This window comes from Streptomyces sp. NBRC 110611, from assembly GCF_001590865.1.
Lineage (GTDB): Bacteria > Actinomycetota > Actinomycetes > Streptomycetales > Streptomycetaceae > Streptomyces.
This window is the reverse complement of record NZ_BBUY01000008.1, coordinates 143,116-156,548: the sequence shown is the minus strand read 5'-3', so window position 1 is coordinate 156,548 and position 13,433 is coordinate 143,116. Positions and strand designations below refer to the sequence as shown.

12 protein-coding genes are annotated in these 13,433 nt (G+C 71.7%); 7 read left to right on the top strand and 5 right to left on the bottom strand.

Annotated features, from left to right (window positions below):
• The first annotated feature begins 29 nt into the window (after positions 1 to 29).
• Both AZE13_RS19300 and AZE13_RS19295 read left to right on the top strand, forming a co-directional pair.
• Positions 30 to 1,838, top strand: a complete 1,809-nt coding sequence (locus AZE13_RS19300) for an ABC-F family ATP-binding cassette domain-containing protein (RefSeq protein WP_066933112.1) — start codon at positions 30 to 32, stop codon at positions 1,836 to 1,838.
• A 295-nt stretch (positions 1,839 to 2,133) separates the two neighbouring features.
• Complete coding sequence (locus AZE13_RS19295) at positions 2,134 to 2,859, top strand: response regulator transcription factor (protein WP_066933109.1); 726 nt, start codon at positions 2,134 to 2,136, stop codon at positions 2,857 to 2,859.
• A gap of 4 nt (positions 2,860 to 2,863) precedes the next feature.
• Here the strand turns inward: AZE13_RS19295 and AZE13_RS19290 are convergent, their stop codons facing one another.
• Entirely contained in the window at positions 2,864 to 3,157 is a 294-nt protein-coding gene (locus AZE13_RS19290) for a hypothetical protein (protein ID WP_066933106.1), read from the bottom strand.
• A gap of 21 nt (positions 3,158 to 3,178) precedes the next feature.
• Positions 3,179 to 4,849: a sodium:solute symporter family protein gene (locus AZE13_RS19285; RefSeq protein ID WP_079124150.1), complete on the bottom strand. Its 1,671-nt coding sequence runs from the start codon at positions 4,847 to 4,849 to the stop codon at positions 3,179 to 3,181.
• 255 nt (positions 4,850 to 5,104) lie between these two features.
• Here AZE13_RS19285 and galT point away from each other — a divergent pair, with 255 nt between their 5' ends.
• The 4 genes from galT (at position 5,105) to AZE13_RS19265 (ending at position 9,680) form a co-directional block, all read left to right on the top strand.
• A complete protein-coding gene (gene galT, locus AZE13_RS19280) occupies positions 5,105 to 6,166 on the top strand; it encodes a galactose-1-phosphate uridylyltransferase (RefSeq protein WP_066933103.1) in 1,062 nt (353 codons plus the stop codon).
• The gene (gene galE, locus AZE13_RS19275; RefSeq protein WP_079124149.1) at positions 6,163 to 7,215 is read left to right on the top strand and encodes a UDP-glucose 4-epimerase GalE; all 1,053 of its coding nucleotides are present in this window, start codon (positions 6,163 to 6,165) and stop codon (positions 7,213 to 7,215) included. Before galT ends, galE begins: the two co-directional genes overlap by 4 nt.
• Positions 7,212 to 8,408, top strand: a complete 1,197-nt coding sequence (gene galK, locus AZE13_RS19270; RefSeq protein WP_066933100.1) for a galactokinase — start codon at positions 7,212 to 7,214, stop codon at positions 8,406 to 8,408. Before galE ends, galK begins: the two co-directional genes overlap by 4 nt.
• Before the next feature lie 384 nt (positions 8,409 to 8,792).
• Positions 8,793 to 9,680, top strand: coding sequence for a response regulator transcription factor (locus AZE13_RS19265; RefSeq protein WP_066933097.1), 888 nt, complete (start codon positions 8,793 to 8,795; stop codon positions 9,678 to 9,680).
• A 57-nt stretch (positions 9,681 to 9,737) separates the two neighbouring features.
• Here AZE13_RS19265 and AZE13_RS19260 read toward each other — a convergent pair whose 3' ends face one another.
• Together AZE13_RS19260 and AZE13_RS19255 are read right to left on the bottom strand one after the other, a co-directional pair.
• Entirely contained in the window at positions 9,738 to 10,598 is an 861-nt protein-coding gene (locus AZE13_RS19260) for an SDR family NAD(P)-dependent oxidoreductase (RefSeq protein WP_066933094.1), read from the bottom strand.
• Positions 10,599 to 11,021: 423 nt separating this feature from the next.
• A complete protein-coding gene (locus AZE13_RS19255; protein ID WP_066933091.1) occupies positions 11,022 to 11,519 on the bottom strand; it encodes a MarR family winged helix-turn-helix transcriptional regulator in 498 nt (165 codons plus the stop codon).
• A 165-nt stretch (positions 11,520 to 11,684) separates the two neighbouring features.
• Between AZE13_RS19255 and AZE13_RS19250 the strand changes: the two genes are divergently transcribed.
• Positions 11,685 to 12,506 carry a trans-aconitate 2-methyltransferase gene (locus AZE13_RS19250; RefSeq protein WP_066933087.1) on the top strand — a complete coding sequence of 274 codons (822 nt, stop codon included), beginning with the start codon at positions 11,685 to 11,687 and terminating at the stop codon, positions 12,504 to 12,506.
• Positions 12,507 to 12,722: 216 nt separating this feature from the next.
• Here the strand turns inward: AZE13_RS19250 and AZE13_RS19245 are convergent, their stop codons facing one another.
• Positions 12,723 to 13,412, bottom strand: a complete 690-nt coding sequence (locus AZE13_RS19245) for a TetR/AcrR family transcriptional regulator (protein WP_066933084.1) — start codon at positions 13,410 to 13,412, stop codon at positions 12,723 to 12,725.
• Between the last annotated feature and the right edge of the window lie 21 nt (positions 13,413 to 13,433).

The window sequence follows — 13,433 nt, the reverse complement described above, 5'->3', positions numbered from 1 at the left end:
AGGTCGATCGATGTGAACGCAGGAGTGAGATGGCCGTCAACCTCGTCAATCTGGAAGCCGTCAGCAAGGCGTACGCGCTGCGTGCGCTGCTCGACGGTGTCTCCCTCGGTGTCAATGAGGGCGACCGGATCGGCGTCGTCGGGCGCAATGGCGACGGGAAGACCACCCTGATCCGGATCCTCGCCAAGCTGGAGGGCGCGGACGAAGGACGGGTCACCCATAGCGGAGGGCTGCGGCTGGGGGTGCTGACCCAGCATGACTCGCTCGATCCGGAAGCCACCATCCGGCATGAGGTGATCGGTGATCTCGCCGATCACGAGTGGGCGGGAAATGCCAAGATCCGGGATGTGCTGACCGGCCTCTTCGGGGATCTGCACCTGCCGGGCTTCACGCAGGGGCTGGACACCGTCATCGGGCCGCTGTCCGGTGGTGAGCGGCGGCGGATCGCGCTGGCCAAGCTGCTGATCGCCGAGCAGGACCTGATCGTGCTGGACGAGCCGACCAACCACCTGGATGTGGAGGGCATCTCGTGGCTGGCCCGGCATTTGCAGGCCCGGCGGTCGGCGCTGGTGGTCGTCACCCACGACCGCTGGTTCCTCGACCAGGTGTGTACGCGGATGTGGGACGTCCAGCGCGGCGACGTGCACGAGTACGAGGGCGGCTACAGCGACTACGTCTTCGCCCGGGCCGAACGGGAGCGGATCGCGGCCTCCGAGGAGGCCAAGCGGCAGAACCTGATGCGCAAGGAGCTGGCGTGGCTGCGGCGCGGCGCTCCGGCCCGTACGAGCAAGCCGCGGTTCCGGATCGAGGCGGCCAACGAGCTGATCGCGGATGTCCCGCCGCCGAGGGACAGCGCGGAGCTGATGAAGTTCGCCAGTTCGCGGCTGGGCAAGACCGTTTTCGACCTGGAGGACGTGAGCATCCAGGCCGGGCCGAAGGTGCTGCTCAAGCACCTGACCTGGCAGCTGGGGCCGGGGGACCGGATCGGTCTGGTCGGTGTGAACGGCGCCGGGAAGACCTCGCTGCTGCGGGCGCTGGCCGAGGCGGCCCGTACGCAGGGGGAGCGGCAGCCGGCCGGCGGACGGGTCGTGGTCGGCAAGACCGTGAAGCTGGCGTATCTGTCGCAGGAGGTGGCCGAGCTCGACCCGGACTGGCGGGTGCTGGAGGCCGTGCAGCGGGTGCGCGAGCGCGTCGACCTCGGCAAGGGACGGGAGATGACCGCCGGACAGCTCTGCGAGAAGTTCGGGTTCACGAAGGAGAAGCAGTGGACGCCGGTCGGCGACCTGTCGGGCGGTGAGCGGCGGCGGCTGCAGATCCTGCGGCTGCTGATGGACGAGCCGAACGTGCTGTTCCTGGACGAGCCGACCAACGATCTCGACATCGAGACGCTGACGCAGCTGGAGGACGTGCTCGACGGCTGGCCCGGCTCGCTGATCGTCATCAGCCACGACCGGTACTTCATCGAGCGGACCACGGACCGCGTCTTCGCGCTGCTCGGCGACGCCACGCTGCGGATGCTGCCGCGCGGGCTGGACGAGTACCTGGAGCGTCGCCAGAAGCTGATCGAGGCCGCGGTGCCGGCGGCACCCGCGCCGCAGTCGGCGGCCGCCGGGCCCAAGAAGTCCGCCGCCGTCACCCGCGCCGCGCAGAAGGAACTCCAGCGGATCGAGCGGCAGTTGGACAAGATCGGGGACAAGGAGAGCGCGCTCCACGCGCAGATCGCCGAGCATGCGACGGACTTCGAGAAGGTCGCCGGGCTGGACGCGGAGCTGCGTGGGCTGACCGCTGAGCGGGAGGAACTGGAGATGCGCTGGCTGGAGCTGGCGGAGGACGCGTAACGCGCGGAGAGCGCGTAACTCGCCATGTGGCAGGGCGTTTAGCTTCTCGTGTGGCTCTTCGCGCAGCTCGTTGGGCAGCTCTTCGTTGGTTCGTCCGGAGGGTGCCTAGATGCGCCTGATCCCGGCCAACCGGGTGCCAATCGGCCCCGGTTGGCCGGGATTCCAGCATTCCGGGGGTCTTCTCCCCGGTAGGGGGCGCGCTTCGGCAGCTGAACGTGTAGCTTCCCGGGGACGAGTGGCCTGGACGGGTCGCGGTGGGGCGCGCCGAAGGGGGCCGAAGGGGAGGGGCTGGTCGATGGGCGTACGGCTCATGGTGGTCGACGATCACCGTCTGCTCGCGGAGGCGCTCGCCTCGGCGCTGAAGCTGCGCGGACACCGCGTGCTGGCGGCCGCCGCGCCCAGCGCCGGGGCCGCGGACCTGGTGGTGAGCCGGGCGCCCGAGGTCTGCCTGCTGGGCACCGCGGCGCCCGCCCAGCCGGGGGCGTTCGATCCGGTCGTGCGGATCAAGAAGGAGCGGCCGCAGGTCTCGGTGGTGGTGCTGGGGCCGGTGCCGAGTCCGCGGGGGATCGCGGCGGCGTTCGCGGCCGGCGCCTCCGGGTACGTACGCAATGACGAGCGGATCGAGGGCGTGGAGCGCGCCATGATGAAGGCGCGGGCGGGGGAGTCGGCGGTCTCCCCGCAGCTGTTGCAGCAGGCCTTCGAGGAGCTGCTGCACCCCGCGGCGCAGCCGGACGACGAGGGGGCGCGGCTGCTGGAGCTGCTCACCCCGCGCGAGGTGGAGGTGCTGATGCGGGTCGCGGACGGGGAGGACACCCGGCTGATCGCGGCCGGCATGGATATCGCGCCGAGTACGGCGCGGACGCACGTCCAGCGGGTGCTGATGAAGCTGGAGGTGGGGTCGCGGCTGGAGGCCGCCGCGCTGGCGGCACGTACCGGGCTGCTGGAACGCGCGGGCGGCGGTGGCGGACGCGCTGCACGGAAGACGGAGCCGGGACCGGACGATCCGGTCCCGCCGCAGTGAGGGGTCAGTCCCCGGAGCCGGCGGCCGGCACCTCGACGGCAGGCGGGGCGGTCGGCCGGAGTTTCAGCCAGATCAGGAAGAAGAGGCCGAGCGCGAGCATGCCGAGGCCGGTCCACAGGTTGATGTTGATGCCCTGGGCCTTCTTGAGGTCCGCGTCGGACGCGGTCAGGCCGGCGATGCCGACTATCACGCCGTAGACGACGAACAGGCCGCCGATGATGCGCCGTATGTCGAAGAGCCGGGCGGCGGTCGCCGATGTGCGCTCCAGCTCCTCGACCTCGTGCTGGTAATCACTCATGGTGGTTCAACTCCGCTGGTTTCAGAGGGAGAACGGGACGTAGCAGGCGGCGGCCAGGACGACGGCGCCCCAGCCGAGCAGGGCGGGCTTGCGGTACCAGACGTCGTCGCCCTCGGCCGGCAGTTCCCCCATGCCGGGTGACCTGGTGCCGTAGACCAGTCCGGCCAGGGACTCGGCGGGCCTGGGCTTGGTGGCCAGGGTGACGGCGACCATCACCAGCGCGCCGACGACGAAGGCGACGATCGAGGAGACGAAGTTGGCGCCCTGGTCGGAGGGGATGGCGATGATGCCCCGCTGGTAGAACCAGAAGTAGTTGACCATCGCGGCCACGGTTCCGGAGAGCAGCCCCCAGAATCCGGCCGCGGCGCTGGTCCGCTTCCAGAACATGCCGATGACGAAGACCACGAACAACGGCACGTTGAAGAAGGAGAACAGCGTCTGGAGGTAGTTCATGATGTTGCTGAAGGACGAGGCGATGAAGGCCGTGCCCATGCCGGTCAGCACCCCGGCCGCGGTGACCACGCGTCCCGTCGCGAGGTAGTACGAGTCCGCGCGGCCCTTCTTCAGGTACGCGGCCCAGATGTCGTTGGTGAAGACCGTGTTGAAGGACGAGACATTGGCCGCCATCCCGGCCATGAAGGCCGCCAGCAGGCCGGTTACCGCGATGCCCAGGACGCCGTTGGGGAGCAGGTCGCGCATCAGGACCGGGATGGCGTCGTTGTACTGGAGGCCGTCGGCGGACTTCCCCAGCGTCGGCTCCATGACCAGGGCGATCAGGCCGGGCACGAGCACCACCATCGGGATGAGGATCTTGGGGAAGGCGGCGATCAGCGGGGTGCGCCGGGCGGCGGAGAGGTTCTTGGCGGACAGGGCGCGCTGCACCTCGGCGAAGTTGGTGGTCCAGTAACCGAAGCTCATCACGAAGCCGAGGCCGAGGACGATGGTGAGCCAGTTCGCGCCGAGCGGGTTGCCCTCGCCGATGCCGGTGCCCTTCCAGGCCGTGAGGAACGCGTCGCCGTGCGAGGAGGTGAGCGAGTGGCTCAGGCCGTCCCAGCCGCCGACGCGCTTGAGGCCGACGACGGTCAGCGGTATCAGCGCGGCGAGGATCACGAAGAACTGCAGCACCTCGTTGTAGATCGCCGAGGAGAGGCCGCCGATGGTGATGTACGCCAGGACGAAGCACCCGGCGACCACGATCGCCACCCACTGCGGCCAGCCGAGCAGCGCCTGCAGCACGATCGCCATCGCATAGAGGTTCACACCCGCGATCAGTACGGACGAAACGGCGAAGATGACCGACGAGAGCAGGTGCGAGGAGGGGCCGAAGCGGTGCAGCAGGAACTCCGGCACCGAGCGCACCTTGGAGCCGTAGTAGAACGGCATCATCACCAGGCCCAGGAAGACCATCGCCGGGATGGCGCCGATCCAGTACCAGTGGACGGTGTAGGCGCCGTACTGCGCGCCGTTGGCGGCCATCCCGAGGATCTCGGTGGCGCCGAGATTGGCGGCGACGAAGGCCAGGCCGGTGACCCAGGCGGGCAGTGACCGCCCGGAGAGGAAGAAGTCCAGGCTCGTCCTGACACTGCGTCGTGCCGCGAATCCGATGCCGAGGACGACGACGAAGTAGAGGGCCAGGATCGTGTAGTCCAGGGCGTTGGTGGGGAGCCGGAGCCCTTCAGCCAGGGTGATCACGGTGGGAACTCGCTTCCTAGAGCGATCAGAACGCACAGAAAGCTACGCCGAGACCTTGAGAAACTGAAGACTTTTGTTCGATTGAGTCGTTTGATCTTGAGGTGCGGGGCGGCGTGGAGCGGCTGTCGATGGGCGGTTGGATGTGGGCGTGGATGTGGGCGTGGATGTGGGTGTGCGTTGACGTCGGTGTTTACTTGTGCTTCATTGTGTTTGTTTATGTTTGAGGTGGTGGGGTCGGTGAGGAGCGGCTTTTCCGTGAAGAAGACGACGGCGCGGCTCGCGGACGGCCGGGAGCTCATCTACTACGACGCGCGGGACGACGTCGTACGAGACGCCGCCGACCGGCGCCCCCTCGACCCCGTCGCCACCGACTCCGAGATCCGCCACGACCGTCTCCTCGGCGACTCCGTGGCCATCGCCTCCCACCGCCAGGCCCGCACCTACCACCCGCCGGCCGACGAATGCCCGCTGTGCCCCTCCCGCGGCGGCCGGCTCTCCGAGATCCCCGCCGCCGACTACGACGTCGCCGTCTTCGAGAACCGCTTCCCCTCCCTGGCCGGCGGTCACGGCCGCTGCGAGGTCGTCTGCTTCACCTCCGACCATGACGCCTCCTTCGCCGACCTCACCGACGAACAGGCCGCCCTGGTCCTGGCCGCCTGGGCCGACCGCACCGCCGAACTCTCCCAACTCCCCGGCGTGGCACAGGTCTTCTGCTTCGAGAACCGCGGCGAGGAGATCGGCGTCACCCTCGGCCATCCGCACGGCCAGATCTACGCCTACCCCTTCGTCACCCCGCGCACCGAGCGCATGCTCACCTCGCTCGCCGCCCACCGGAAGGCGACCGGCGGCCGGAACCTCTTCGACGACGTTCTCGCCGACGAACGCGCCGACGGCCGCCGCATCGTGCTCGACGCCGCGCACTGGTTCGCCTTCGTCCCGTACGCCGCCCACTGGCCCTACGAGGTGCACCTCTACCCGAAGCGTCGCGTTCCGGATCTGCCCGCCCTCGACGACGCCGCGCGCGCCGAGTTCCCGCGGGTCTACCTGGAGCTTCTGCGGAGGTTCGACCGGCTCTTCGGCGGGGGCGGGGCCTCGCCGGCCCCGACCCCGTACATCGCGGCTTGGCACCAGGCGCCGGTGCGCGGTGCGGAGCAACGCGCCGAGTTCGCCCTCCACCTCGAGCTGTTCACCATCCGCCGGACGCCCGGCAAGCTGAAGTTCCTCGCGGGTTCCGAATCCGGCATGAACGTGTTCATCAACGACGTGCCGCCGGAGGCCGCGGCCGAACGACTGCGAGAGGCAGCGAGCGAGTCATGAGCAAGTACGTGGTGACGGGTGGGGCCGGCTATGTCGGAAGCGTCGTGGCCCAGCACCTGCTGGAGGCCGGCCACACGGTGACCGTCCTCGACAACCTCTCGACCGGCTTCCGGGACGCCGTCCCGGCCGGCGCCGAGTTCATCGAGGGCGACATCCGCACCGCGTTCGACGGAGCGCGCGGCGCCGCGTGGTTCGACGCCTCCTATGACGCGGTGCTGCACTTCGCCGCGTTCTCGCAGGTCGGCGAGTCCGTCGTGCAACCCGAGAAGTACTGGGACAACAACGTCGGCGGCACCATGGCGCTGCTCGCCGCGATGCGCTCGGCGGGCGTGCGCAAGCTCGTCTTCTCCTCCACCGCCGCGACGTACGGGGAGCCGGCGCGCACCCCGATCACCGAGACCGACCCGACCGCCCCCACCTCCCCGTACGGGGCGAGCAAGCTCGCCGTCGACCACATGATCAGCGGCGAGGCCACCGCCCACGGACTGGCCGCGGTCTCCCTGCGGTACTTCAACGTCGCCGGCGCCTACGGCGGCTTCGGTGAGCGCCATGACCCCGAGTCGCACCTCATCCCGCTCGTCCTCCAGGTCGCCCAGGGCAAGCGCGCGACGATCTCCGTCTACGGTGACGACTACCCCACCCCCGACGGCACCTGTGTCCGCGACTACCTCCACGTCGCGGACCTCGCCGAGGCCCACCTCCTCGCCCTCGACGTGTCCACCGCCGGCGAGCACCTGATCTGCAACCTCGGCAACGGCAACGGCTTCTCCGTACGCGAGGTCATCGAGACCGCCCGCAAGGTCACCGGGCACCCCATCCCCGAGGTCGCCGCTCCGCGCCGCGGCGGTGACCCGGCCGTCCTGGTGGCCTCCGCGTGGACCGCCGTCGACCGGCTGGGCTGGCGGCCCCGCCGCGCCGACCTGGCGGGGATCGTCGCCGACGCGTGGGCCTTCGCCCAGAACGGCCGGACCGCCGAGGACGGCCGGACCGCCGAGGACGGCCGGACTGCCGAGGACGGCCGGACCGTTGAGGGCGGCTGCACCTCGTGACGGAGACGCAGCAGCGCGCACGCCGGACCGCCGCCGCCTTCCGCGAGATCTACGGGGCGGAGCCCGCCGGCGTCTGGGCCGCCCCCGGCCGCGTCAACCTGATCGGTGAACACACCGACTACAACGACGGCTTCGTGATGCCGCTGGCCCTCCCGCACACCACACTCGCCGCCGCAGCACCCCGTACGGACGGAGTGCTGCGGCTGCACTCCGGCGGCGCCGACGGTGGAGTCGTCGATCTGCGAGTCGACCTGCGTATCGACGAGCTCTGCCCGGCGGCGCCGCCCCAGGCCGGCTGGGCCGGCTGGGCGGCCTACCCGGCGGGCGTCGTCTGGGCGATGCGGGAGGCCGGGCTGCCCGTCGGCGGCGCGGATCTGCACTTCGACAGCACGGTGCCCACCGGCGCCGGACTCTCCTCCTCCGCGGCCCTGGAGGTCGCCACCGCGCTCGCTCTCGACGACCTCTACGCGCTCGGCCTGGACCGGCGGCGGCTGGCCCGGATCGCCCAGCACGCCGAGAACGCCTTCGTCGGAGTGCCCTGCGGAATCATGGACCAGACCGCCGCGGCCTGCTGCACCGAAGGACACACGCTGTTCCTCGACACCCGCGACCTCACCCTCCGCCAGGTGCCGTTCGACCTGGCGGGCGAGGGGCTGCGGCTCCTGGCGGTCGACACCCGGGTGAAGCACGCACTGGGGGACGGCGCATACGCCGAACGGCGCGCCGGCTGTGAGCGTGCCGCGCGGGCGCTCGGCATACGGGCCCTGCGCGACGTGGCCCCGGCACAGCTGCCCGACGCGCTGGCGCGACTGGCCGGCGTACCGGACGTCCAGCCCCTCGTCCGGCACGTCGTCACCGAGAACCACCGGGTGGCCGAGGTCATCGCCTGCCTGGACGCGGGCCGTCCCCGTGCCATCGGCCCGCTGTTGACGGCCGGCCACGCCTCGCTCCGCGACGACTTCACCGTCTCCTGCCCGGAGCTCGATCTCGTCGTCGAGGCCGCCACCGCGGCCGGCGCCCTCGGGGCCCGGATGACCGGCGGCGGCTTCGGCGGCTCGGCGATCGTGCTCGTCGAGGAGGCGGACGCGGCGGCCGTCGGCACGGCGGTCACCGAGGCGTTCGCGGCTGCCGGGCACACCGCCCCACGGCTGTTCGAGGCCGTCCCGAGCGCGGGAGCGCACCGGATCACGTGACGCGCCGGACCGCAGAGTGCACCGGACCGCAGAGTGCACCAGGCCGCAGAGCGCACCGGCCCACGTAGCGCACCGGCCCACGTAGCGCACTGGGGCAAGCAGGGCGTAGTGGACGGCGTACCGGACGGCGCGTGGTCACCGAGCCGTCGCCAAATGGCCCGCCGACGGCAGGAGTTTCGTCATTCGCCTTCCCTCGCCGCACCCCGTCCGTACCCTGAGATCCTGCACCGGTGGGGGCCGGTGCTGATCAGGGGGCGAGACTGTTCGGGTACGGCGCGCCGGGTGGGGTGGTCATGCCGGCACGGCGGCGGCCGTGCGGTTGAGGCGATCTTCAATCCGGGCGTCGTGCCCGCTATGGTCCGTTCACCGAGACAGGGGGTCTCTGTGCAACGCATCCGGGTTCTGGTGGTCGACGATCACCGCATCTTCGCCGAATCCCTGGCCGCCGCGCTCGCCGCGGAACAGGACGTGGACGTCGCGGCCGCGGGCAGCGCTCCCGCGGCCCTGCGCACGCTCGACCGGGCGGCCGCCGACGGCCGCCGGTTCGACGTACTGCTTGCCGACGCCGACCTCGCCGCACCGCTCCTCGCGGTGCCCGCACAGCCGCCGGGCCCGGCCCGCGAGGCGGTGCCGTCGGCGCGTGAAGCGGTGCCGTTGGCCCGTGAGGCGGTGTCGTCGGCTCGTGACGCGGCGGTGCCCACGGCTCGTGACGCGGCGGTGCGCCCGGGGCGCGAAGCGGTGCCGCGCAACTGCCCGCGGGACGGGATCGCGCTGGTCTCCGGGCTGCGCAGCAGCCACCCGTACCTGCGCACGGTCGTCCTCGCGGACCGCGACGACCCGCGCCGGGCGGCCGCCGCGCTGCAGGCCGGTGCGTCGGGCTGGGTCGCCAAGGACTGCTCGCTGTCCCGGCTGCTCGCCGTGATCCGCGGTGTGCTGCGTGATGAAACGCATCTGCCGCCGGCGCTGCTGACCGGTGTCCTGCGGGAGTTGACGGCCGCCCGCAAGCACCGGTCGGAGAGCGAGCGGCTGGTGGAGTCGCTCACGCCGCGGGAGCGCGAGGTGCTGCGCTGCATGGTGGCGGGCCTGGGGCGCAAGGCCGTCGCCGAGCGGCTGTTCCTCTCCCCGCACACGGTGCGGACGCATATGCAGAATGTGCTCGGCAAGCTGGGGGTGCACTCGACCCTCGCGGCGGTGGCGCTGGCCCGCCGGGCGGGGGTGGGCCCGGTCGAGCTGGAGACGGCGGCCGCGGCGGCGTCGGTGCCCGTTCCGTAGGGGCGCCGCCCGGCGTGCCCGGCGGCGTGAGGTGGCGTGGGGCGGTGTCGGGTGGCGTCAGGCGGTGTCAGGCCGGTGGGCGGCGGCGCGCCGGCCGCCGTCCACGGCGAGACTCGTGCCGGTGATGAACGATGCCTCGGGGGAGAGCAGGAAGGCGACGGCGGCGGCGATCTCCTCGGGCCGTCCCGGCCGCCGCGCGACCGTCTCCACGACGGCGCCGCTGCCGCCGAGGTCTACGGGACCCGGCAGCACGCTGTTGATCCGTACCTCCGGCCCGTAATGGACGGCCAGTTGGCGCCCCAGACGGATCAGCCCGGCCTCGACGGCGGCAAGCTCCTCGGGCCGTCCCACAGGCTCCGCGGGCCCGGTAGGCCCAGCAGGAGCCGTCGGTTCGGCAGGCCCCGCCGGTTCGGCAGGCCCCGCCGGGGGCCCGGGCACCGAGGAGACCAGCACCACCGCGCCGGACCGCAGCCGAAGATCCTCCACAGCGGCGCGGACGCCGAGGAAGGCACCGGTCAGGCACGCCGCGAGCCGCCGGTCCCGGTCCTCGGCAGCTGCCTGCTCCTCGGGCGCGGCCCCGTACGGGTCGGGGTGTGGCCCGGAGACGTTGCCGACCAGGCCGTCCACCGGCCCGTAGCGCGTCCGTGCCGCTGCCACGGCCCGCCGCCAGTCGTCCTCCGCGGCCGTGTCGCAGTGCTCGTACGAGGCCCGGCCGCCGGACGCGCGGATGCGCCGCGCGAGGTGCTCGCCGCGCTCGTCGTCGGTGTCCAGCAGCAGGACGGCGGCACCCTCGGCGGCCAGCCGGTCGGCGGTGGCCGCCCCGATCCCCGCCGCGGCCCCGGTCACCAGGACCGTACGGCCCTCGAACCGTCTGCCGTACGGGCCGTTCGCCGGGTGCGGTGCGCGCTGCTGGTCCATGGCGTGATCCAAGTGCACCGGGCGAGGGGCGGGCAAGGGGACGTGAAAGGGAGGGGCGCGCCCAGGTGGAGTGGGGCGCGCGATACCCGCCCGCGTGCCCTCAGTTTTCGCGCCCAGGAGCCGCCCAGGGGCTCCCGCGCTGCGGTCTGAGGGCCTGTCTCTCCGGGGGACGGACCCTCATCCGACCGTGCCCGCGCCGTGTGCTCCGGGAGCACGCGCCCGTGGTCTGCTTCGAGAAGTTTTCGCGCGCCTGCGCACGAGGGTTGCCGCGCACCTGGGCGGAATGCTGTCGACCGCTTAAGCCGACAACCAGTGAACAGGGGCAACCGCATCAACCGGACCAGGCCAACCCGGCCAACCGGCCAACCGGTCAACCCGGCCAATCGGTCAACCCGGTCTACCCGGCCAACCCGGTCGACCAGGTCAGCCGGGAAGGTTGTCGAACGGCCCCGTCAACCGCCGCAGCAGGCCGGCCAGTTCGGTGCGCTGCTCGCGGGAGAGCTCGGCCAGGATGGCGCGTTCCTGCGCCAGCAGTCCGGCCAGTGACTGATCGGCCTTGTCGCGGCCCTCGGCGGTCAGCCTGACCAGCACTCCTCGCCGGTCACTGGGGTCGGGCAGCCGCTCGACGAGGCCTTTTTTGGCGAGCCGGTCGATGCGGTTGGTCATCGTCCCCGAGGTGACCAGCGTCTGGGTCAGCAGGGCGCCGGGGGAGAGCTGATACGGCGCTCCGGTGCGGCGCAGCGCCGTCAGGACGTCGAACTCCCAGGGCTCCAGTCCCACCTCGGCGAACGCGATGCGGCGGGCCCGGTCGAGGTGCCTGGCCAGCCTGGAGACGCGGCTGAGGACCTCGAGCGGCTCCACGTCGAGGTCGGGGCGCTCCCGGCGCCATGCTGCGACCAATCGGTCGACCTCGTCCTCCATGGCGATCAGTGTAGAGGGTCTGTCGACATGAAGTCTCTTGACGTCAAGAAATATTTCGCTGGACTATGGGGCATCGTCGGCGAGGACTCGGCCTTTGGCCGAGACGGCCCGCTTCGGACCGGGCCGGCTTGAGATCAGCCCTGCACCAGCAAAGGGGTTCAGAACATGTACGAAGCGCCCATCTGGGATCCGCAGCAATACCTCCGCCACGCCGGGCACCGTACCCGCCCCTTCCGCGACCTGCTCGCCCGGATACCGGAACTTCCCGCGCGGAGCCGCCCCGCCCGTATCGCCGACCTCGGCTGCGGCCCGGGCAATGTCACCGCCGAGCTCGTCGTCCGCTGGCCCGACGCGCACATCACCGGGTACGACAACTCGCCGGAGATGCTGAAGGAGGCCGAGGCCCACGCCGGCCCCACCGCCGGCGGCGGCCACCTCGACTTCGCGCCGGCCGACGCCGCCGACTGGGTCCCCGACGAGCGGTTCGACCTGATCGTCTCCAACGCGGCCCTGCAGTGGGTCCCCAACCACCCCGAGTCCTTCGCCCGCTGGCTCGACGCCGTCACCCCCGGCGGCACCTTCGCCTTTCAGGTCCCCGGCAACTTCACCTCGCCCAGCCACGCCCTCCTCGGCGAACTGTGCGACTCCCCGCGCTGGCGCGACCGCCTCGGCACCCACGGCCGGCGCTTCGTCCACATCCTCGAACCCGCCGACTACCTCGAACGCCTCACCGACCTCGGCTGCACCACCGACGTCTGGGAGACCACCTACGTCCAGCTCCTGCAGGGCGACGACCCGGTCCTCGACTGGGTCAAGGGCACCGCCCTCCGCCCCGTCCTGACCGTCCTGGAGGATGATCCCCCCGCCCAGGAAGCCTTCCTCGCCGAATACCGCGACGCCCTCCGCAAGGCCTACCCGCCCGGCCGCCACGGCACGGTCTTCCCCTTCCGCCGCATCTTCGCGGTGGCCCGCACACCCGCCCGGTGATCCCCCTGCCGATCCCCGTGCGCGTACCGGTCCCGCTGTCGGCCCTTCCGGCCGGGGCCAGGTGACCTGCCGTGCTCGCCGGCCTCGGCCACGTCCCTCGCCGCTCGCGCGAGACGCCGGTCCGAGGCCGGCCCGGCGCGCCTCCGCCGCCACTTCGCCGCCCCGTCCGGCGACCGGCTGGAGTTCCTGGAGCCGGCGGGCCGACGGGGCAGTGGTTCAGCTCTTCCGGTGCCCTATCAGCCGCGGCTTGGGCTCCAGGCCGTCCAGGCCGTGCCAGGCCAGGTTGACGAGGTGGGCCGCGACCTCGGCCTTCTTCGGTTTGCGGACGTCGAGCCACCACTGGCCGGTCAGCGCGACCATGCCGACCAGGGCCTGGGCGTAGAGCGGGGCCAGCTTCGGGTCGAAGCCGCGGGCCTTGAACTCCAGGCCGAGGATGTCCTCCACCTGGGTGGCGATGTCGCTGATCAGCGAGGCGAAGGTGCCCGTGGACTGCGCCACGGGGGAGTCGCGGACCAGGATGCGGAAGCCGTCCGTGTACGTCTCGATGTAGTCGAGGAGGGCGAAGGCGGCCTGTTCGAGGAGCTCGCGGGGGTGGCCGGCGGTCAGTGCGCCGGTCACCATGTCCAGCAGCTGCCGCATCTCGCGGTCCACGACCACCGCGTACAGGCCCTCCTTGCCGCCGAAGTGCTCATAGACGACCGGCTTGGACACCCCGGCCTTGGCGGCGATCTCCTCGACCGACGTGCCCTCGAAGCCGCGCTCGGCGAACAGGGTGCGGCCGATGTCCAGCAGCTGCTCCCGGCGCTCGGCGCCGGTCATCCGGACCCGGCGGGCCCGCCGGGTACCCGGGGCCGGGGAAGACTTGCCCTTGTTGTTGCCTGCGCTGCTGCTGTTGTCGTTCGCCACTCGTCAATGATGCCTTCCCCG